This window comes from Paraburkholderia sp. UCT2 (genome assembly GCF_014397665.1).
Classification (GTDB): Bacteria; Pseudomonadota; Gammaproteobacteria; order Burkholderiales; family Burkholderiaceae; genus Paraburkholderia; species Paraburkholderia tuberum.
This window is the reverse complement of sequence record NZ_VZQO01000041.1, coordinates 1-21,387: the sequence shown is the minus strand read 5'-3', so window position 1 is coordinate 21,387 and position 21,387 is coordinate 1. Positions and strand designations below refer to the sequence as shown.

Below are 21,387 nucleotides of genomic sequence, written 5' to 3'. Positions count from 1 at the left end.
TACATGGAACCTGTCTAGACAAGCCTGGACAGTGTGTCAGCGGTGGTGTCGACGACGAGCAGACCGGCACGCAGGCCGGGCTTGACCGTCGGGTTCGGAAACACGATGCGCTCTTCGTCGCGCTGCACCGTGTATTGATAGTCGCCGTCGCGCGCCAGCAAGCTGCCCTTTATGAGCGGCGTGAAGTTCGGCACGTCCGGCGCGAGCAGCAGCTCGAATGCGTCGCTTTGCTTGGTCAACTGATCGACGACGGTGAACACACGCGGCAGAGCGGCTTGCGCGTCGGCTCGCGTGCCGGCCAGCAGCGCGCGCACTGCGAGATCCGCGCCCTCGAAGCGTGTCAGGTCGTTCTCGCCGAACGGCCGCACCTTGCCGAGTTCGAGCGTGCACGCAGCAGCGCCACACGCTTGCGCCGTGAAGTGCGAATAGGTGTTGCCCTTCGTCGTGTGCAGCAGCACCGCGCTGATACGCGCGTCGCCGAGCCATTCGAACATCGCGCGCGAAAACGGCTTGCCGGTATGCGGCAACAGCGCGAAGCGCTCGAACACCGACGCGCGGATCGCCGTATGCATGTCGATATGCCAGCGCGCGCCGGGCGCGGCTGACGCGTCGGCGAAAAAGCGCGTCGCGGCCTGTTCGAGCGCGGCCGCGCGCGGCGCCTCATGACTGTGCGGCAGTTGCAGATGACGGCCGCTGAACAGCCGGTTCAGATCGTCGTCGCGATAGCGGCCGCCGTCGCGCATCGCCTCGATGTTGCCGAGAATCACCAGCAACCGGCATGCAAGCGCGGCGCGGCCCTGCGCGATATCGGCGACGATGCGCGACAGCAGTTCGATCGGCGCGGTTTCGTCGCCATGCACGCCTGCCGACACGAGCACGCTACGGATGTCCGCGTGCTGCTCCGCGGGCTCGATTACGAGTACACCGTCGCCCTGCCACGTCCAGCGCACGCCGTTCGCACCCGTGCCTTGCGCTTGATGTGCGGCAGGCCGGGACCCCGCGAGCGTCCACGCGAGAAAATCGTCGAGCATCGCGCTCGGGGCCGCCATCGCGTGCTCAGCGCTGGAAGTCATACAGCGAGCCCAGAGCGAGGATTTGCGTCAGCTCGTCGAGCGCGGTGCGCGACTCGACCAGCAGCTTCGGATCGGTGAGATCGGCGGGTGCGAGACGATCGCGGTAGTGCTTTTCGATCCACGCATCGAGACGGCCGAACAGCGTGTCGTCGAGCCACACACCCGGCGCGACCGCCGCGCGTTCGGTGTCGTCGAGTACGACGCGCAGCCGCAGACATGCGGGGCCGCCACCGTTCTTCATGCTCTCGCGCAGATCGAACACGAGCACTTCGTCGATCGGACCGCTGTGCGCAGTCAGCTCATCCAGATACACGGCCACCCGCGGATTTTCGCGGCACTCCTGCGGCACGACCAGCACCTGCTTGCCATCGGGCCGAGTCAGCAGTTGGCTGTTGAACAGATACGACGTCACCGCATCGGCGACGCTGACCTGGGCGTCGGGCACTTCGATTACGTTGAACCCTGCGTGCAGGCTCGCGAGCTTCGCGCGCAGCTCGTCGTACACCGCCTGCTGCTCGACGAACGCGAGCTGATGGCAGAACAGCGTGTTGCGATTGCCGACCGCGATCACGTCGTTATGGAACACGCCCGCGTCGATCACTTCAGGGTTCTGCTGCGCGTACACGGTCGCCGCTTCCTGCAAGCCATGACGATGCGCGACCGCGCGGCTCGCCTCGAACGTCTGGCGCGCCGGATAGCGCTTCGGTTCCGGCCCGCGACGATACTCGCTGCGGCCATACACGAAGAATTCGACACCGCGCGCCTTGTATTGCTCGCAAAAGCGCGTGTGATTCGCCGCGCCCTCGTCGCCGAGCGCGGGCGTGCCGGGCAGCGCCTCGTGCACGACGAAGCGGTCGGTGTCGCTGAACATCGCGCGCAGCGTGCGGCGTGTCGACTCATGTTCGATCGCGCGATGCAGCTTGCTGCACAGATTGGCCGGCGTGAAATGCACGCGGCCGTCGTGCGTATCCGCGGACGGGCTCACCGTCGCCGCGTTCGCGGTCCACATCGCCGAGGCCGAACTCGCCGCCGCGAGCAGTTCGGGCGCGTTGTTCGCGACGCGCGCGATCACCGAAGCATCGTCGCCGGAGAAACCGAGCTCGCGCAACAGACGCATTGACGGACGCTCCTGCGGCGGCAGCACGCCCTGATGAAAGCCGAGGTCCGCCAACTGCTTCATCTTGCGCAGACCCTGGCGCGCGGCGGCCTTCGGATTCGCGACCGACTTCTCGTTGTTCTGCGACGCGACGTTGCCGAACGACAAGCCCGCGTAGTTGTGAGTCGGGCCGACCAGGCCGTCGAAATTGGCTTCAGTGGCTTGCAGCATCGTCGATCCTTAGAATTGAAGGCCCGGCGAGACGCTCGCGGGCATGTTCAGTTGCGCGCTCTCGACCGAGGCCATTGGGTATGCGCAGTAGTCGGCCGCATAGTACGCGCTCGGCCGATGATTGCCGGAGCGGCCCGGCCCGCCGAACGGCGCTCCTGAAGAAGCGCCATTGGTCGGCCGGTTCCAGTTGACGATGCCCGCGCGAATCGTGCGCTGGAAATGCGCCCACAGCGCTTCGTCGTCGGCGAGCAGGCCCGCCGAGAGACCGAACTCCGTATCGTTCGCCCGTTCGAGCGCGTCGTCGAAATTGCGGTAGCGGATGATCTGCGCGAGCGGACCGAAGTGCTCCTCGTCGGGCAGGTCCTTTACGTCGGTCACGTCGAGAATCGCGGGCGTGACGAAGCCGAGTTGCGGATCGCGCTGCTCCATTTTCAGCAGAGCCTTCGCGCCGCTCGCGAGCAGACGCTCCTGCGCGCCGATCAAACGCGAGGCCGCGCGCGCCGACACCACGGCGCCCATGAACGGCTGCGGCTGCGCGTTGTATTCACCGACGCCGATGCGCGCGGTCACTTCCGTCAGGCGCGCGAGGAAACGCTCGCCGAACGCATCGTCGGGCACGAAGATGCGGCGCGCGCACGTGCAGCGCTGCCCCGCCGACAGAAACGCCGATTGAATCGTGTGGTGCACGGCGGCGTCGAGGTCCGCGACCGGGCCGATCACGAGCGGATTGTTGCCGCCCATTTCGAGCGCGAGCACGATCTCCGGCCGTCCGCCGAACTGTTTGTGCAGCAATGTTCCCGTATCCGAACTACCGGTGAAGAACAGTCCGTCGATCTGCCGGTGATTCGCGAGCGCGATGCCGGTATCCTTCTCACCCTGTACGAGATTCAGCACGCCGGCAGGCAGCCCCGCGTCGCGCCAGATCTGCACGGTCAGCGCCGCGACGCCGGGCGCGAGTTCGGACGGCTTGAACACGACCGCATTACCGGCGATCAGCGCGGGCACGATATGCCCGTTCGGCAGATGGCCCGGGAAGTTGTACGGCCCGAACACCGCCACCACGCCATGCGGACGATGCCGCAGCACCGCGGTGCCGTCGGCCATCGCCGAGCGCTTTTCGCCGGTGCGTTCGTTGTAGGACTGAATCGAGATCTCGACCTTCGCGGCCATCGAGGCCGCTTCGGTGCGCGCTTCCCATAGCGGCTTGCCGGTCTCGCGGCCGATCGCTTCGGAGAGCGCCTCCTTGCGCTCTGTCACGAGCGCGGCGAAGCGGCGCACCACCGCGCAGCGCTCGTCGAGCGCCAGCGCCGACCATGCGGCGAACGCGCGGCGCGCGCTACGTACCGCGCGATCGACGTCGTCCGCCGACGCGCTGTTGCCTTGCCACACCACCGCGCCCGTGCCGGGATTGCGCGATGCGAATACGGGTCCTGTGCCGGCGGCCCATTCGCCGTCGATGAAAAGCTCGCTCATGATCATCCCTGTTTGTGTTTCAACGGCAGCACCCGCAGCGGATCGCCTGCCTGCACGCGAAGCGCTTCGGCCTCGGCCGCGCTCAGGCGGCACACACCGTTGCGCGGCACGCCCGCCACGACGCCAACGCGAAAATCCCCGAGCGACGTATTCGATACCATCGACTTCGGCCCGTCCTGCGCGGCTTGCTCCGCTGCCTCGCCAATTTCAGCCGCCACCAGCACGCTTTCGCGCACCGTGCGCAAATCGGCGATATGGCATTCGAGCACCGGACCCGCGTCGAAAATATCGACGTGATTCTCATAGCGCAGCCCTTCGGCTTCGAGCATGCGGCGCGCGGGAATCGTGTCGTTATGCGTGAGGCCGACGCAGCGCTGCGCCTCTTCCGGCAACAGTTCGACGTACACCGGATAGCGCGGCATCAGCTCGGCGAGAAACGCCTTGCGGCCGTGCGAGCTCAGATAGTCGGCCGCATTGAAATCGATCTGGTAAAAATGCGAGCCGACCGCGCGCCAGAACGGCGACGTGCCCTGCTCGTCGAAATGGCCGCGCAACTCCGCGCACAGACGCTGCGGAAAACGCTCGCGAAACTGCGCGAGAAACATGAAGCGCGAGCGCGACAGCAAGCCGCCGACGCCGCTCGTGCGATAACGCGGGCTCAGGAACAGCGAGCACACTTCCGCATAACCGGTGAGGTCGTGCGAGATGTTCAGCGCGTGCATGCGCGTCCAGATGCCGAGATCCTGGCTCGCGTGCACGACCGTGCTCACGCGATAGTTGTAGAACGGCTGCTGCAGACCCACCGCCGTTTCGATACCGCAGACGCCGGCCACGTCGCCGGTCGCGGTGTCTTCCATCACGAAGAAATAACCGGCCTCGTGCGGCGCGGCCTGATCTTCCATCGTGCGGCGCGCACGCTCGACACGCGCGGCGAGCGCATCGCGATCCGGTTTGAAGGTGGTCAGGCCCGGCCCGGTTTCCTGCGCGAGCCGCATCAGCGCATCCACATCGCCTCGTTGTACTACGCGAACGACGATCATTGCGCGTCTCCCGATTGTTCATCCTGCGGCTGATGCAGCGGCACGCAGCGCACCGCATCGCCTTCCCGTACGCCGAGCGCGGCGCGCGCCGCCTGTGACAACCCGGCGCCCGATTCCTTGCCGGGCGCGAGATCGCCGAGCACGCAACGGAACTCGCCGGCGGCGCCGTTGTGCGCGATCAGGTACGTTGCGCCGTGCGTCGCAGATGCCTCGCGCACGACGCGCGTTTCGTTGTGCTTCACGCTGACACTGCGATCCACCTGCGCCGTCAGTACCGGACCCGCGTCGAAGATGTCGACGTAGCGATCCGTCTCGAAGCCTTCCTCGAGATGAATCTCGTAGGCGAGCAGCGCGTTCGCGTCCGGCTCGCCGAGCACGCGCTGCGCCGCTTCGGGCAACAGCGGCACATACACGGGATAGGTCGGCATCACTTCGGCGATGAAGGTGCGGCTGCGGCCGCCCGATTCGACTTCGATGTCGGCGAAATCGCGGCCGAAAAACTTGCGCCCCACCGCTTCCCAGAACGGCGATACACCGTTTTCGTCCGTCACGCCGAGCAGCAGCGAGAACACCTCGGGCGTGAAGCGCTTGCGATTCGCGGCGACGTACATCATCCGCGCGCGCGACATCAGTTGCGCGGCCGCGTCGCCGCGCAGCGACGGGTCGATGTAGTAGCCCGCGAGCCGGCTCTTGCCGGTCAGCTCGTGCGACATCGTCAGCGCGTGAATCTTGCGATTCACATGCAGTTCGCGCGACGCATGAATCAGCGCGTCGTTGCGAAACACGTAGAACGGGTCCGCGTAACCGGCCGCCGCGACGATGCTCGCGGTGCCCATCAGCTTGCCGGTCTCCGAGTCTTCGAGCACGAACAGATAAAACTCCTCGCCCGGGAAATCGACCTCCGCGCGAAACGAGTCTTCCGACAACGCGACCCGCGCTTCGAGCGCGCGCCGGTCGTGCGGCAGGGAATGCAGCACCGGCTGCGCGATGCGCGCCATATGCTCGAGCGCATCGAGATCGGCAAGGCGGCCTGGACGTACGAAGAGCATCATCGTTCCTGTTGAATGTGACGCATGATCCGCTGCATCAGCGTGGGCGTGCGGGACTGCCTGAACATCAATGCGACGCCGCCTGCGCGTTCGCGCCGACGAGTTCGCCGAACGCCGTCTCGAGACGCGCGAAGCCTGCGGCCATGTCGTCGAGCGGCATGATCAGCGACGGCACGAAGCGCAGCACGTCCGGACCCGCCATCAGCATGATCACGCCGTGCTGGCCGGCCGCGGTGACGAAGTCCTTCGCGCGGCCCCGGAACGTGTCGTTCAGTTCGGCGCCGATCAGGAGACCCTTGCCACGCACTTCGCTAAAAAGCCCGAAGCGCTCGTTCAGTTTCGCGAGATGACCCCTCAGCACTTCGCCGCGCGAGCGTACGCCTTCGAGCAGCTTCGGGTCGCTGACGAGTTCGACCACTTTTTCCGCGATCGCCGAGCCGAGCGGATTGCCGCCGTAAGTCGTGCCGTGCACGCCGACCTTGAAGTGCGCGGCGAGCTCTTTGGTGGTCAGCATCGCGCCGATCGGGAAGCCGTTGCCGAGCGCCTTCGCGGTGGTCAAGATGTCCGGCGTCACGCCGGTGTCCTGGTACGCGTAGAAGAAGCCGCTGCGGCCCACGCCGGTTTGCACTTCATCGAAAATCAGCAGCGCGTTGTGCCGGTCGCACGCTTCGCGCAGCGCCTTCAGGAACGCCGGATCGGCCGGGATCACGCCGCCCTCGCCCTGGATCGGCTCGACGATCACCGCGCAAGTCTGCGCGCCGATCGCCTTCTTCGCCGCTTCGGTGTCGTTGTACGGCAGATGCGTGATGCCGGCCGGCACCGGGCCGAAGCCTTCCGAGTACTTCGGCTGGCCACCGACGCTGACGGTGAACAGCGTGCGGCCGTGGAACGACTGCGCGAACGAAATGATTTCATCTTTCTGCGCGCCGTGACGGTCGAACGCGACGCGGCGCGCGAGCTTCAGCGCGGCCTCGTTCGCCTCGGCGCCCGAATTCGCGAAGAACGCGCGGTCGGCGAACGTGAGGCTTTCGAGGCGCTTCGCGAGGCGCAGCACCGGCTCGTTCGTGTAGCCATTGCCGATGTGCCACAGCTTGCTGCCCTGCTCTTGCAATACCTTCAGCAGCTCCGGATGCGCATGACCGAGCGCGGTGACGGCGATGCCGCCGGCGAAGTCGATGTAGTCGCGGCCTTGCGTGTCCCACACGCGCGAGCCGAGACCGCGATCCGGTACGAAGGCGGCGGGGGCAAACACCGGCACCATGACTTCGTCGAAGGTCTGGCGTGTCACAGTCAGGTCGTTCATGGCAATTCCTTTTACGGGTGACAGGTAATACAGCTAGTGTAGGAAACCGCGCGCGGCACGTCTTGCGCATACGCGACGCTTTCTATGAGGTTCCGCGCGTCGCGGCTGTCGAGCTTTGCGCTGAACTTGCCGCGGTTTCGCTTTCAGATGGCTTGCGTCAATCGAGCTCGGGCCGCTCGATCAGCGCGGCCGGCCGCGGCTCGCTCGCGCCGCCGTGCGCGCCGGTCTGGCGGTCGATCCAGTTGCGGCGATCCTCGCGCGGCGTGACGCCGAAGCGCTCCCGATACGCATTCGAAAAGTGCGCCGCCGACGAAAACCCGCATGCGAGGCTGATCTGCACGACGGATTTGCTGGTGCGCTGCAATTGCGTGCGCGCCTTCGACAGCCGCAGCCCCAGATAGTATTTGGACGGCATCGAGCCGAGATACTGGCGAAACAGGCGCTCGAGCTGCCGCCGCGAGACGCCGACGAGGCCGGCGATTTCATCGGTGGTCAACGGGTCCTCGATATTGGCTTCCATCAGCAGCAGCGCGTCGTTCAGGCGCGGGTGGCGCTCGCCCGGCGCGGTCACGAACGGAATGCGCTGACGCTCCTCGCCCGCGCGCAGCACGCCTACGCCGAGCGTATCGGCGATGCGCTCCGCGAGTTCGGGCCCGTGCTCGCGGCCGATCATCGCGAGCATGAAGTCGACGGTCGCCTGGCCGCCCGCGCAGGTCGCGCGATCGCGATCGATTTCGAAGATCTGCTGCGTGACGATCGAGCGTTCGAACTGTTCAGAGAACTGCTGATAGGTTTCCCAGTTCACGCTGACGCGATAGCCGGACAGCTGCCCCGCCATCGCGAGCCACCACACGCCGTGGTGGATACCGGTGACGAGCGGCGTGCGCTGACCGACGCGCGCGAGGCTCGCGAGAAACAGACGGTAGTCGGCGAACTGCTGGAACCGCTCGCTGACGATGATCAGCCAGTCACACGCGATCGCGTCGCCGAACGCGGCATCGGCCGGCCATTGCGCGCCGCCCGCGAGCGGCACCGCGCGGCCGTCCCACGAACATACCTGCACGCGATACAGCGCGCGGCCGTCGATTTCATTGGCGAGACTGAGCGCGTCGACGATCGGCCCGACGCCCGACATCGACACGGGCGGCAGTGCCACGATCACGACCTGGGTCGTGCGAGCCGGGCTGGACGTGCGGGCCATCGGGTGTCCGTGAAAAGCGAGCCGCGCGTTACTTCAGGCTGCCGGACAGGAACTGCTTCAGGCGCTCGCTGCGCGGCGCGCTCAGCACCTCGGCGGGATTGCCCTCTTCCTCGGTGCGGCCCTGGTGCAGGAACATCACATGGTTCGACACATTGCGCGCGAAGCCCATTTCGTGCGTGACGACGATCATCGTGCGGCCTTCGTCGGCGAGCTTCTGCATTACCTTCAGCACTTCGCCGACGAGTTCGGGGTCGAGCGCGGAGGTCGGTTCGTCGAACAGCATCACGTCCGGGTCCATCGCGAGCGCGCGCGCGATCGCGACACGCTGCTGCTGGCCGCCCGACAGATGCGACGGATACTGCTTCTCGAGACGCGGCGCGAGCCCGACCTTCTCCAGATACTCGCGCGCGCGGTCCTCGGCTTCCTTGCGCTTCAGACCGAGCACATGAATCGGCGCTTCGATCACGTTCTCGAGCACGTTCATGTGCGCCCACAGGTTGAAGTGCTGGAACACCATCGCGAGCTTCGTGCGGATGCGCTGCAGCTGCTTGTGATCGGCGACTTCGAGATTGCCGGCGCGATCGGTTTTCGTCTTGACCGCTTCGCCGTCGACGATGATCTGCCCAGCGTTCGGCCGCTCGAGAAAATTGATGCAACGCAGGAAAGTGCTCTTGCCCGAGCCGCTCGCGCCGATGATGCTGATCACGTCGCCCTTGTTCGCGTTGAGCGACACGCCCTTGAGCACTTCGTTGTCGCCGTAGCGCTTGTGGATGTCCTGTACGGCGAGCTTGCAAGCTTCGGTTTGAGTGGTATGGAGCAAGATGCTCTCCCAGTGAGAATACGGATCGGTCTGGTGCGGACGCCGCCCTGCCGAAGCTCGAGGCGCCCGATGCTATGTCGTCAACGCGCGCTCAGTGCGTGCGCACCGCGAGATGCGCGAGCCAGCGACGCTCGGCACGCCGGAACAGCGCAACCAGCGCGAACGACACCACGAGATAAATCAGCGCCGCGAGCCCGAACGCATTGAACGATTGGTAGGTCGCCGAGTTCGCGTCGCGCGCGACCTTCAGGATGTCGGGCACCGTGGCCGTGAACGCGACCGTCGTCGCGTGCAGCATCAGGATCACTTCGTTACTGTACAACGGCAACGCGCGGCGCAGCGCGGACGGTATCACAATGCGCCGGTACATCGTGAACGCGCTCATGCCGTAGGCACGCGCCGCCTCGACTTCGCCGTGCGAGGTCGAGCGGATCGCGCCCGCGAAAATCTCGGTTGTGTACGCGCAGGTGTTCAAGGCGAACGCGAGGATCGCACAGTGAAAGCCGCTGCGAAAGAACGCGTCGAGCAGACTGTGCGAACGCACGAACGCGAGACTGTACACGCCGGTGTAGATCAACAGCAGCTGGACGTAAAGCGGCGTGCCGCGAAATACGTAGGTGTACAGACGTACCGGCGTCGACAGCCAGCGCTTCTTCGACACGCGCGCGACCGCGAGCGGCACCGCGCACACGAAGCCGATCGCGATCGACGCGACCAGCAACCACAGCGTGACCGCGAGACCCGACAGGCGTTGCCCGTCCCAGAACAGATACGCCTTCCAGAATTGATTGAGGATGTCGATCATGACGCTCAGAGCTCCGCGTGTCGCACGCCGATCGAATAGCGGCGGTTCAGCCAGATCAGCACGAGGTTCGATACGGTGGTGATCGCCAGATAGATCAGCGCGGCGACGAGGATGAAGAAGAACATGTTGAAGGTGCTTTTGCCCGCGTCCTGCGCGGCCTTGACGACGTCGGCGAGACCGATGATCGACACGAGCGCGGTGGCCTTCACGAGCACCTGCCAGTTGTTGCCGATGCCGGGCAGCGCGAAGCGCATCATCTGCGGGAACAGGATGCGCGTGAACACGCGCACGCCGCTCATGCCGTACGCGCTGCCCGCTTCGAGCTGGCCGCGCGGCACCGCGAGAAAGGCGCCGCGAAAAGTCTCGGTGAAATACGCGCCGTAGATGAAACCGAGCGTCAGCACGCCGGCCACGAACGGATCGATGTCGATTTGCTCGATGCTGAACATGTCGGTCAGATCATTGAGCCAGATCTGGATGCTGTAGAACAGCAGCAGCATCAGCACGAGGTCGGGCACCGAGCGGATCAGCGTCGTGTAGCCGGTCGCGATGACCCGCAAGGGCCGGTTGAACGAGAGTTTCGCCGCCGCGCCCGCGAGGCCGAGCAACACAGCGGCCGCCAGCGACAGAACGGACAGCTCGATCGTCTGGAGCGTGCCGGCGAGCAGCACGGGACCAAAGCCGTATAGGAACACGCGTGTCTCCATCCAGGTTCGTAGAATTGGCGCGGATGGCGGCGGCTTCATGGGCTGCTCGCTGCTCCGGCATGGCGCGGAGTCTCGCAAGCTGAAATCAATTTCTCAAATACCGGGCGGGTGGTTTGCTGCGACGCAACATGGCACTTCGACGCACGAGGGAACGCTCGTAACGCTTGGTTTCACAGGGGTTATCGTCTTGTCGCACGCGCGGCGCACGCCTGGCCGTGCGGCGATTTCGCAAGTTTCGGGTCGCTTTTTCGATAGGCCGCGCCGACGGCGGTGGCACCGCCCGAACGCGTCGCGCCGTTGCATCAGCGCGTCCACGCCGGCTCCGACGCCTGACAGCCCGCGCTCAGTCGAGCCCGAGCCGCGCGCGGATCGCCGGCAGCATCTGCTCGACCGCCTCGCGCCCTTCCTCGATGGCTGGCGCCGCGCGATGAAAATCGAAGATGCCCATGCCGCCGAGACGCGGCTGGATCAGGATATCGGCCGGTTCGCCAGCGAGCCGGCTGCGCGTGATGCGCACCTGCATGATGTCGATGCTTTGCGCGATCGAGCTCAGCATCGACGGCACCTGCGCGCTTGGCTTCGGCGGCACGCGCACGTCGTCGGTGGCGCTCGCCTCGGCTGGCGCGAGCCAGCGCGGCCACGGCTTGCCGTTGCGGCGCAGCGCGACGGGCGGCGGCGCGGTGGGATCGAGAGCGGGCGTTTCGATGACCGCGCCGCCGAAGTCGCGGCCGTTCAGGATGTCGTTGTTCAGATCGATCGCGATCACGCAGTCCGCGCGCATGCCACGCGCGACCGACACCGGCACCGGATTGCTGAGCCCGCCGTCGACGAGCCACACGCCGTTGTGCCATACCGGCGTGAAGATGCCCGGAATCGCAATCGACGCGCGCACCGAGTCGATCGTGCTGCCGTCCTGCAGCCAGATTTCGCGGCCCGTGTCGAGTTCGGTCGCGACCGCCGCGAACGGCATGTGCAGTTGCGCAATCGAGCGGCCGGCGAATTTGTCGGCGAATAGCTGGATCACCTTGCGCCCGCCAAGCAGTCCGCCCGAGATGCGCAGATCGAGCAGCCGCACCACGGTCTGCCACGTGAGGCGCGACACCCACTCCTCGAGCCAGTCGAGATCGCCGTTCGCATAGACCGCGCCGACCAGCGCGCCGATCGACGTGCCGCACACGACGTCGGGCCTGATGCCCGCGTCTTGCAGCGCGCGAATCGCGCCGATATGCGCCCAGCCGCGCGCGGCGCCGCCCCCCAACACCAGCCCGATCCGGCTGTATCGACGTCGACGTATCATGCCTACCCCGCTTTTTCGGCCCGCTTATCCGGCCGTCTTCTGATCGACATTGCCCCCGCCTATCGCCCGCGGATCACGTCCGAGCGTGACGTGGTGTACACCCTCTGGTTCCGGTCGAAGTGAACGTTGAAGATGCCTTCTTCGGTCACGCCGCCCTCGCGCCATTTCCAGCTCCACACGGTTTCCGGCTTCAGCGGAAACACCGCCACCTGTCCAGGCTTGCCAAGCAAGCGCCGCACCTCGTCCTCGGTCATGCCCGAGCGAACCTGCGCGAAGTTGTCCGCGGTCAGCACCTGCGTGATCGCCTGCAGCTTGCCGTCGCGATCGATGTCGACCATGTAGGTGTTCAGGCCTTGCGGGCCGCGCGGATATTCGAAGCGCTTCGAGCCGTCGGTGAAGGTGCGCGTGGTCTCGGGCTTGCCCATCTGCGCGAGGATTTGCGCTTCGGTCGTGACGCCCGGCGTCATGTTCTTGAGCAGCAACGCGTCCGGTTTGACGGCATTGAAAAAGTCCTTGAGTTTTTGCACGGCTTGATCGCTCTGCTGTTGGTCGCAGCCGGTCAGCGCAAAGCACGCTATCAGTAGCGTGACGCCCAGCGGTTTGAGGCTCACTTCGGTTCCTGTCCGGATGTGTGGGATCTGTCGTCGCGGCGCCTGGCCGGTCTGTAGTGTGTACTACAAGGATAACCGCGCACGGAGAAAACCGCGAGCAACGCGGGCGCGTCGGGTGCGGCGACGCACGCAACGTGTTGCGCGCAGCACTAATGGATCGGCTGAGGTCCGTCGAGATGGGCACGCCAGAAGCAAAAAGGCGACGCTGTGTACAGCGTCGCCATGTCGGTCGACAGGATCAACCGAAAGTGACGGCGGCTCATTAGCCGCCTTGCGCGAGGCACCGCGGACGACGCGCAGCGGTCTGCTCCAGACGAAGCGATGAGCAACCTTGGCTACTCACCTTGCGCCATCGCCGAATGACAAACCGCTGCCTTTTATGGCCGCCCTGGTCCCTCGAAAAGCCTTCCAGATGCCGCTAATCTAAACGCATCGGAGGGTTTCGACGAGAGCGCGTTTACACCGAATCGGCAGAAGATTCGCGCGGCGCAAGACGGGTGCCGGATGGCCGGCCCCCGGACCGCCGGCCCCCGGATGGCCGGCCCATCAAATCACACGAAAGCCGTGCGTGCCGTCGCGCGCGAGTTGCGCGACGAGCCCATGCTCCCACTCCAGATACGCGCTCATCGCTTCGCGCGCGTTCTCGGTGCCCTCATACGGCCGCTGATAACGATCGATCCGCGGCGACGCCATCCGCGTGCCACCCGACTCCACGGGCAAGCCCGCGTCGATCCACGCGATCGTGCCGCCGCGCAGCACCTGCACCGGCCGCCCGGTCGCCGCGGCGAGCTCCGGCACGACGAAGCGCGCGAGCACGTCGCTGCCGCACGTGAGCACATAGCGCTTCGCGTCGGGCAGTATGCGCAGCGCGTCGGCGAGCTGACTGCGAATCACGAACCACGCGCCCGGAATATGCCGCCTCAGATAGTGCGTGCTGCTCGTGAAGTCGAGCACGACGGTTCCCGTCGACTGCAGCAGCGCGGCGAGTTCGGCCGGCGCGATGTCGTCGACGTCGGGCGGCGTGACCGCGTTGCGCGTCAACGGCGCCATGCCCTTCTCGGCGAAATCGGCCGCCGTCAGGCCATCGACCACGTACACCTCTACGTTCATCTGCGCGAGCCACGAGGCGGTCATGTTCGCGCGCACACCGTCGCTGTCCGCGAGGATCACGCGCGCGCCGCGCACCGTCACGAACAGGTCGGTTTCCTGCACGAGCTGGCCGCCCGGTGCGCTGCGAAAACCGGGTACGTGGCCCGCCTCGTATTCCTCGGGTGTGCGCACGTCGAAGCGATAGACGGTACGCATCGCTTCGTCGGCCCAGCGGCGCGCTTCGTCGCGCGACGTGCGGCGCACGCGCGCCCGGTCGGCGAGCGCGCGCGCGCCGTCTGCCGCGGCGAGACGGGAGGCGTCGTCGACCGCGCCTTCGACACGCCGCGCGCTGCCATGCGCGAGCGGTTGACCGGCGAGCGTCCAGCCCATCGTGCCGTTGCGCAGCGCGGCCACCGGATTCGGCACGCCCGCGTTGATCAGCGACTGCGCGCCGATGATGCTGCGCGTGCGCCCCGCGCAATTGACGATGATGCGCGTGGCCGGATCCGGCGCGAGCTGCCTGGCGCGCAGCACCAGCTCCGCGCCCGGCACGCTGATGCTGCCGGGGATGTTCATGATCTGAAACTCGTCGAAGCGGCGCGCGTCGAGCACCACGACATCGGCCTCGCGATCGAGCAGCGCCTGCACCTGCTGCGCGGACAGCGACGGCGTATGACGCACGCTATCGACCAGTTCGCCGAACGCCTTGCTCGGCACGTTGACATCCTTGAACAACTCGCCGCCCGCTTCGCGCCAGCCTTGCAGGCCGCCTTCGAGCAAGGCGACGTTGGTATAGCCGAGTTCGGCGAAGCGCTCGGCCGCACGCCTCGCGAGACCTTCGCCGGCATCGAACACGACGATCGGCACGGCCGGGCGCGGCAGCCGCAGGGGCGCGTCGAGTTCGAGCCGCGACAGCGGCAGATTGGCGGCGAACAACGGATGACTGCGCGCGTGCGGATCTTCCTCACGCACGTCGACGAGCGCGATCTCCTCGCGGTCGAGCAATGCATGGGACACGTCTTGAAATGACCGGGTACGAAACTCTTTGACGACATTCATGGGATCGGGAACTCCTTCGCTACATTCCGGATGTCCGGCAACGGGTCGCGTCACCGTACCGATACTTAACCGTACACTCGAATTCCGATCGGCGCACGGTCACTCGCTGGATTGCTGATTCGGGCGCACTCCGAATGCGAAGCACCGCCGCGCGAACACGCTACGCATGCGCAATTTCCGCGCCATGGGTCGCGCCTCAGCGCGCCTCATCGGTCCTGCCGACCCTTCGGTCGACAGGGGCATCGCCGCACCGCCAGCAGAAAAGGCGCCGCTTTGCCACAATGCCCCATCGCGCGAAAGCGCCGCCCATCGCAATCAACAGACAATGATCCCCTTCTCGGTTCTCGATCTTTCGCCGGTCACCGCGGGTGCCACGCCGGCTGACGCGTTCAGGAACACACTGTCACTCGCGCAGCACGCGGAAAAGCTGAACTACAAGCGTTACTGGCTCGCCGAGCATCACAACATGACCGGAATCGCGAGCGCGGCGACCTCGGTCGTGATCGGCTACGTGGCCGGCGGCACGAAGACGATTCGCGTCGGCTCCGGCGGCATCATGCTGCCGAACCATGCGCCGCTCGTGATCGCCGAGCAGTTCGGCACGCTCGCGTCGCTGTATCCGGGGCGGATCGATCTCGGCCTCGGCCGCGCGCCCGGCACCGATCAGACCACCGCTCGCGCGCTGCGCCGCGATCTCCAGGCGAGCGCCGAAACCTTCCCCGACGACGTCGTCGAATTGCAACGGTATTTCGCCGAGCCGGTCGCGGGCCAGCGCATTCGCGCGGTGCCGGGCGCGGGCCTGAACGTGCCGCTGTGGCTGCTCGGTTCGTCGCTGTACAGCGCGCAACTGGCCGCGGCGCTCGGGCTGCCGTTCGCGTTCGCGTCGCACTTCGCGCCCGATTACATGATGACCGCGTTGCAGGTGTATCGCACGCAGTTCCGGCCGTCCGCGACGCTGGCGAAGCCCTATGCGATGGTCGGCGTCAATCTGTTCGCCGCCGACACGAACGACGAAGCCGCACGGCTGTTCACGTCGCTGCAGCAGCAGTTCATCAATCTGCGGCGCGGCACGCCGGGACGATTGCAGCCGCCGGTCGAGCGGCTCGACGCGTCGGAGATGGAGTTGAACAACGTCGCGCGTGCGCTCGCCTGCACGGTGCTCGGCGATCGCGACGCAATCCGCGAAGGTCTGCAATCGATCATCGAGCAGACCGGCGCGAACGAATTGATGCTGACCGCGCAGATTTACGATCACGCCGCGCGGCTGCGCTCGTTCGAGATCGGTGCCGAGGTGCGCGATGAAATGATGGCGGCCAGATAAGCGGTTCGCGAACCGATCGGCGGACACGGCGACGCACGATAAAAGGGCGGCTGATGGCAAGCCGCCTTGTCTTTTGCACTGAGTTGGGGCCGGTCGTGTGAGAAGCCGGCCAATGCCTTCGGGGTCTAGAAGGCGCTCTTTATAACGCCCCCGTCGGCCCGCAACGCGGCTCCCGTCGTGGCCGACGAAAGCGGACTGGCGATATAGGCCACGAGCGACGCGATTTCCTGCGGCGAACCAAATCGCTTGATGAGCGAGGTGGGACGGACCTTCTCGAAGAACTCCGTTTCGAACGCTTCAAACGATTTGCCGTCGGCCTTGGCCAGGGTCTCCACGAATTCACCCACTCCCCGCGATTTCGTCGGCCCCGGCAGCACGCTATTGACTGTAATGCCCGTGCCGGCAACGGCTTCGGCGAGCCCCCGCGAGACCGCCAGCTGCGCGGTTTTCGTCATCCCGTAGTGGATCATTTCTGCTGGAATCTGCACCGCGCTTTCGCTCGAAATGAAAATGATGCGCCCCCAGTTGGCCTGCCTCATCGCAGGCAAAAACAGGCGAGCGAGGCGTACCCCACTCAAGACATTGACGTCGAAGAACCGCTGCCAGTCCGCATCGGGAATCTCTTCAAACGGCTTGGGCTCGAAGATGCCCAGGTTGTTGACCAGAATTTCCACGTCCGGATAGCGTCGCGCGAGCTCTTCTGCTGAAGCGGCCGTACTGAGATCGCCCGCGAATCCCTGCACGTCGCTGCCCGTCTGCGCTTTCAGCTGCGCGACCACGTCGTCCACAGATGACTGGGCGCGGCCGTTCACGATCACACGAGCGCCCTCCTGCGCCAACGTGCTGGCGATAGCGAGACCGATGCCGGCTGTGCTGCCGCTCACCAGTGCGAGCTTGCCTGTCAGGTTCAGGTCCATGGGTGATTTCCTTTCAATGGATGAATTAAAAATGGCGACATTGGGTCTTGAACGTCGGATGCCGCCAGGAGGTTCACGTACGTGTAATCGATGCGCCAACCATCGACCAGTGAGGCGGTTCGGTCAAGAACGCCTGCGATTCGTTGCTGTTGTAGGAGAAGGAAAACAAGGCCATGTCAGCGATTTTCCAACTTCGTTTGGCTAAGTGATGGTGGCGCCCAAACTGGCATCATCGCGATTCACCGGGGGATGCGCGCTCCGCGCAGATCACGCCCGGATGGCATGACATGTGCGTTGTGTGCTGCAAGCAGCCGGCCGCTTAAATGTTTGTACAACCCTCTTGTTCAAGGAGACACATCATGAACACGCTAACCATCGACGACATCCAGAACTCTGCAGAACTTGATCACCAGGAGATGACCAAAATCCAAGGCGGCCGGATGAAACTACCCGGCCAGCACATCGGCTCGATCCTCACGTCCGCCGATGGCGACCCTGTCGGCGTCTATGTCGACGGTGTGCTGCAAAACTCGGTCACCGACGGCTTCTACCACGGCTGACAGCAAAGGAGGCGCGCAGCCCTGCGCGCCTGATGCCGTCGGTGTGGCAGCCTACCTGTCGTGGAGCTGGCTCACCAGGTAATCGATGAGCGCACGTGCTCGAGACGGTAAAAAACGGCTCGACGGATAAAGTAGCCAGACCGGTCCCATATATGTACGGGCCTCGAATTCCCAGTCGGTCAGCACCCGGACAATGTCGCCCCTCGAAATCGCCTGCGCGGCAGCAAAATCGGGCAAGCTCGCAATGCCCAGGCCATGCAGCGCAGCATCCAATCGCGCGCCCGCATCATTGGCGATGTATCGCCCCTTCACTTCGACCGACTGTGTCTCAGAGTCGCGGCGGAAATGCCATCGATTGTCGTCGACCGTCTCCCCTAGATACATGCATGCATGCCGAGCAAGGTCGTGCGGCTCGGCCGGTGTCCCCCGTTCCGCGAGATAGGCAGGTGACGCGCATAGAACCCATTTGACCGCTCCAAGTCGCCGGGCAGCAAGACCTGGCGGAGGCGAACGCGTGAGTCGGATCACCATATCGACATCGTCACGTAGCGGATCGACTTCGTGGTCGGCGAAGACCAGATGGACATCCACGTCGGGCCACATGCGCAGAAATTCGGGAACAAGCGGATGGATGACAGATCTCGCAAATGAAATCGGCGCACTGATGCTGACCTTGCCTCGCGGATCACCCGTCACTTGTCCAGCGACGTCGACGGCGCCCGACGCTGCGCCGACCATATCCCGGCAATACCGGTAGATCTGCGCGCCTGAATCCGTCAAACGGATGCTACGGGTCGAGCGCTCAAGCAACCGCGTGCCAAGCGAATCCTCAAGGCGCTTGATCTGCCGACTGACAGTCGACGGTGTACTGCCCAGTTGCCGCGCGGCAATGGAGAAGTTGCCGGCGTCGACAACCCTCGCAAACGTCGCCATGTCGGGTAGCAACGCAAAGAGTTCATTGGGATTCATCGCGACCCTCGCACCCGCACCAGTCATTTGTGCATCTCAAACATAAAAGATGTTCCACTGACCCGGATTATATTTATCAATGCAATAGCTGACAATTTGGGCCGTTCGAATGAAAACGGAAGGTCCGTCATGTCGAAGCAAAAGAGCGCGTTGTGGATATCCGACCTCATGCTGCTTGCGGTCGCGATGGTGTGGGGCACCAGTTATGGGGTCGTGAAAGGCGCGCTCACGATCTATCCCGTGCTCGGTCTGCTGGCCTTGCGCTTCGGGCTGACGTTCCTCGTGTTGTCGCCGGCGTTGCGCTCGCTCCGACACGTCCAAGCGTCCGCCTTGCTGGGTGCGCTCGGCTCCAGTGCAATCCTGCTCGGCATCTTTTTGGCCGAGACTTTCGGGATAGCGCACACACGCGCGTCGCATGCGGCGTTCCTTATCAGTCTGTGTGTCGCGCTTACGCCGCTGGTCGAATGGATGTTGCTACGACGAAAGCCGTCGAGTGGCGAATGGATCGCCGTGGGCCTGTCGCTGACGGGCGCCGCGTTCGTGAGCGGCGGCGTGATCATTCCGACCGCGGGCGACGCGCTGATTCTTCTTGCGGCGTTACTGCGTGCGCTGATGGTGTGCGTGACCAAGCGTGTGATGCGCGAATCGGAACTTGCTGCGCTGTCGGTGACCGCGGTCCAGGCAGGCGTCGTTGCATTGGGCAGTGTCCTGGCGGCGTTCGTGTTGCGGTCACAACATTGGGATGCGCTGCCGTCGCTCAGTGGGCACGGTGACTTCTGGGCGAGCATCGCTTACCTCGTGCTCGCCTGTACGTTGTTCGCTTTCTTCGCACAGAACTTTGCCGTCAAGCGCAGCAACCCAACGCGCGTCGCTTTGCTGATGGGAAGCGAGCCCGCGTTCGGTGCGCTATTCGCATACGTATGGCTCGGTGAGCATCTTTCTGGCTGGGCATGGTTTGGCGGAGGTCTGATGGTACTTGCATCGGTGCTGGCGGCGGTTCCGTTTAAAAGGGACGCCAATGCGGCGCTTGAAATGCATCCCGCTACTTCGGTTGACGGTTATTAGGCTGTCTTTAGGTCGCAAGCAGCTCCTGGCCGACTAGAGCCTGTCCGCAAGCGTCCTCCGTGGAAATCCGCGAAGAGCCATAAAGTAGCTACCAGGACGTTTCGCCTGGCGGTGAACGACGCAGGAGTACGGTAGCGGGACAGAAAGCCGTTTGAACGCTCAACGATTGGTCGGCACCGCCGCGAGTCCATCGAGCAGTGCCTGATGAAACGCTTCCGGGTCCTGCATCTGCGGCGCGTGACCGAGCCCCGCGAACTCGACCAGCGTCGCATGGGGAATCGCCTTCGCGGCCGCGCGGCCCAATTCGGGGTAATGGCCGAGCGTCGCGCGCACCTCGGACGGCGAGGTGTCCTTGCCGATCGCCGTCGTGTCCTTCTGGCCGATCAGCAGCAGCGTCGGCATGCTGAGCTGGCCCAGCTCATAAAATATGGCTCAATGCCCGGTGACTTGCCAGGTCAGGACGGGGTGCGTGGCCCCGGGCGGCATCGTCCAGGCGCCGTTCGGACCGAAGTCCCAGCCGACAAAACTCGCCGGGGCGCTCATCTGGGCGGTAGTGAGCCCGTTCGACGCTGGCAGGTTGCCGCCACTCGAAGGTCCCGTTGTCTGTACGTCCCAATAGACATCGTTCCCAAGACCACCGCAACTGGCGCAGACACTGCCTGCCAGCCGCGATTCCGACCCCACGGGACCCGACACAAAGGACTGTGTGATCGTTCCGCCGTTGTACGCGACGAGTCCTCCCGCTGGGCCGTGCGAGCTGATTCCGGAGACTCGGCTGATCGAGTATGACTCGGTGATCGTACCTTCGTTAAGGATAACCAGCCCACCGACAGAACCGTCGGCCGTAACCGTCGCGCTGCTGCCCGAGCGCGCGATCAGCCCGTAGTTAGTGGCGACAAGCCCGGCGAATGAGTCGCCTGCATCACTGGACTCTGAGGTAATGGCCCCGGATGTAAAGACGTTGGCCACCGTTCCGTGATTGCTGGTGGCCAATATTGCGGTCCCGTCAAAAAAGAAAACCGTTGTGCCGACCTTCGAGTTGACGTTCACGTCGCGCACGACACCCTTCGCCCCAATATCGTTAAAAACCGCGTCGAAACGCGGAGAGATGTTGGAAATCGTATGCCACATACCGTCGAACTGACCCGTGAACGGCGTGGCGGAAGAGTAACCGAGCGTTGTGAACGCGGAATTACTAGCATCGATGTCCTTGCCGAGTGCGTAGTTGCCGGCAAGATCGTTCTCGATGCTCTGCAGGTCCGTGACCGAATTGACGAGTTTATAGCCGGTTATCTGCGTCACGAGCCCGCTGTAGAGCGGCGCGCTCCAGGCCGCATTGCCGACAAGCGTGCCGGGGCTGTAACTGCCGTTCATATCGTAGAGCGTGCTGACGATGCCCGTACTTTTCGACCAGTCGATGGTGCCATTGTTGATGACGCTGCCGCCGTTATCGATGCCCGAAGCGTCGGAGCGCAAGGCCAGATTGCCCGCACCATTGTTCGCTATCGTCGTGCCCGTCGTCACGGAGACGTTGTGGTACGCGGCAAGCGTGAGCGAAGCCGGACCGCTCCAGTTCAGGCTCGAAGCAATGCCCAGGTCGCCCGTTGCGCCGTTCGCGCCTGTGGTCGTGACATCGATCGACGTGCCCGCGTTCAGGCTGCGCTGCAACGCGCGCGCGGCGGCATCATCGATCGTGAAAGC

Annotated in this window: 18 protein-coding genes and 2 pseudogenes; 3 read left to right on the top strand and 17 right to left on the bottom strand. The window is 64.8% G+C overall.

The features are described from left to right. Positions 1–14 precede the first annotated feature (14 nt). From astE to F6X39_RS27225, 13 genes are all read right to left on the bottom strand, one after another. A complete protein-coding gene (gene astE / locus F6X39_RS27285) occupies positions 15–1,073 on the bottom strand; it encodes a succinylglutamate desuccinylase (RefSeq protein WP_187618865.1) in 1,059 nt (352 codons plus the stop codon). After that, positions 1,057–2,397: an N-succinylarginine dihydrolase gene (gene astB, locus F6X39_RS27280; RefSeq protein WP_187618891.1), complete on the bottom strand. Its 1,341-nt coding sequence runs from the start codon at positions 2,395–2,397 to the stop codon at positions 1,057–1,059. Before astB ends, astE begins: the two co-directional genes overlap by 17 nt. 12 nt (positions 2,398–2,409) lie before the next feature. Further along, entirely contained in the window at positions 2,410–3,873 is a 1,464-nt protein-coding gene (astD, locus tag F6X39_RS27275; RefSeq protein ID WP_187618864.1) for a succinylglutamate-semialdehyde dehydrogenase, read from the bottom strand. Between the two features lie 2 nt (positions 3,874–3,875). Beyond that, positions 3,876–4,913, bottom strand: a complete 1,038-nt coding sequence (astA, locus tag F6X39_RS27270; protein WP_187618863.1) for an arginine N-succinyltransferase — start codon at positions 4,911–4,913, stop codon at positions 3,876–3,878. Beyond that, a complete protein-coding gene (gene aruF / locus F6X39_RS27265; protein ID WP_187618892.1) occupies positions 4,910–5,962 on the bottom strand; it encodes an arginine/ornithine succinyltransferase subunit alpha in 1,053 nt (350 codons plus the stop codon). Before aruF ends, astA begins: the two co-directional genes overlap by 4 nt. A gap of 67 nt (positions 5,963–6,029) precedes the next feature. Continuing rightward, positions 6,030–7,265, bottom strand: coding sequence for an aspartate aminotransferase family protein (locus F6X39_RS27260; protein ID WP_187618862.1), 1,236 nt, complete (start codon positions 7,263–7,265; stop codon positions 6,030–6,032). 157 nt (positions 7,266–7,422) lie between these two features. Then, positions 7,423–8,466, bottom strand: coding sequence for a GlxA family transcriptional regulator (locus F6X39_RS27255; protein ID WP_187618861.1), 1,044 nt, complete (start codon positions 8,464–8,466; stop codon positions 7,423–7,425). A 28-nt stretch (positions 8,467–8,494) separates the two neighbouring features. Beyond that, positions 8,495–9,286, bottom strand: coding sequence for an ABC transporter ATP-binding protein (locus F6X39_RS27250; protein WP_184032922.1), 792 nt, complete (start codon positions 9,284–9,286; stop codon positions 8,495–8,497). 91 nt (positions 9,287–9,377) lie between these two features. Next, positions 9,378–10,091 (bottom strand): ABC transporter permease, encoded by a 714-nt coding sequence (locus F6X39_RS27245; RefSeq protein WP_184044231.1) that lies wholly within the window; start codon positions 10,089–10,091, stop codon positions 9,378–9,380. Between the two features lie 5 nt (positions 10,092–10,096). Next, positions 10,097–10,786, bottom strand: coding sequence for an ABC transporter permease (locus tag F6X39_RS27240; RefSeq protein WP_090805677.1), 690 nt, complete (start codon positions 10,784–10,786; stop codon positions 10,097–10,099). A gap of 355 nt (positions 10,787–11,141) precedes the next feature. After that, complete coding sequence (locus F6X39_RS27235) at positions 11,142–12,095, bottom strand: patatin-like phospholipase family protein (protein WP_184069999.1); 954 nt, start codon at positions 12,093–12,095, stop codon at positions 11,142–11,144. A 59-nt stretch (positions 12,096–12,154) separates the two neighbouring features. After that, entirely contained in the window at positions 12,155–12,706 is a 552-nt protein-coding gene (gene bamE, locus F6X39_RS27230; protein ID WP_090803993.1) for an outer membrane protein assembly factor BamE, read from the bottom strand. Between the two features lie 546 nt (positions 12,707–13,252). Next, positions 13,253–14,854, bottom strand: coding sequence for a rhodanese-related sulfurtransferase (locus F6X39_RS27225; protein WP_187618860.1), 1,602 nt, complete (start codon positions 14,852–14,854; stop codon positions 13,253–13,255). 325 nt (positions 14,855–15,179) lie between these two features. Between F6X39_RS27225 and F6X39_RS27220 the strand changes: the two genes are divergently transcribed. Next, the gene (locus tag F6X39_RS27220; RefSeq protein ID WP_184062058.1) at positions 15,180–16,175 is read left to right on the top strand and encodes an LLM class flavin-dependent oxidoreductase; all 996 of its coding nucleotides are present in this window, start codon (positions 15,180–15,182) and stop codon (positions 16,173–16,175) included. Positions 16,176–16,300: 125 nt separating this feature from the next. On the opposite strand, the gene F6X39_RS27215 is transcribed toward F6X39_RS27220, so the two are convergent. Further along, complete coding sequence (locus F6X39_RS27215) at positions 16,301–17,092, bottom strand: SDR family NAD(P)-dependent oxidoreductase (protein ID WP_184070003.1); 792 nt, start codon at positions 17,090–17,092, stop codon at positions 16,301–16,303. A 359-nt stretch (positions 17,093–17,451) separates the two neighbouring features. Between F6X39_RS27215 and F6X39_RS27210 the strand changes: the two genes are divergently transcribed. Beyond that, positions 17,452–17,652 carry a hypothetical protein gene (locus F6X39_RS27210; RefSeq protein WP_184062060.1) on the top strand — a complete coding sequence of 67 codons (201 nt, stop codon included), beginning with the start codon at positions 17,452–17,454 and terminating at the stop codon, positions 17,650–17,652. A gap of 51 nt (positions 17,653–17,703) precedes the next feature. Here F6X39_RS27210 and F6X39_RS27205 read toward each other — a convergent pair whose 3' ends face one another. Beyond that, on the bottom strand, positions 17,704–18,621 hold the full coding sequence (locus tag F6X39_RS27205) for a LysR family transcriptional regulator (protein ID WP_187618859.1): 918 nt from the start codon (positions 18,619–18,621) through the stop codon (positions 17,704–17,706). Positions 18,622–18,750: 129 nt separating this feature from the next. Between F6X39_RS27205 and F6X39_RS27200 the strand changes: the two genes are divergently transcribed. Continuing rightward, complete coding sequence (locus F6X39_RS27200; RefSeq protein ID WP_187618890.1) at positions 18,751–19,686, top strand: DMT family transporter; 936 nt, start codon at positions 18,751–18,753, stop codon at positions 19,684–19,686. Between the two features lie 159 nt (positions 19,687–19,845). Here the strand turns inward: F6X39_RS27200 and F6X39_RS27195 are convergent. Further along, positions 19,846–20,115, bottom strand: a pseudogene (locus F6X39_RS27195) (alpha/beta fold hydrolase); the annotation flags it as partial. A gap of 3 nt (positions 20,116–20,118) precedes the next feature. Beyond that, positions 20,119–21,387: pseudogene (locus F6X39_RS27190) on the bottom strand (filamentous hemagglutinin); the annotation flags it as partial.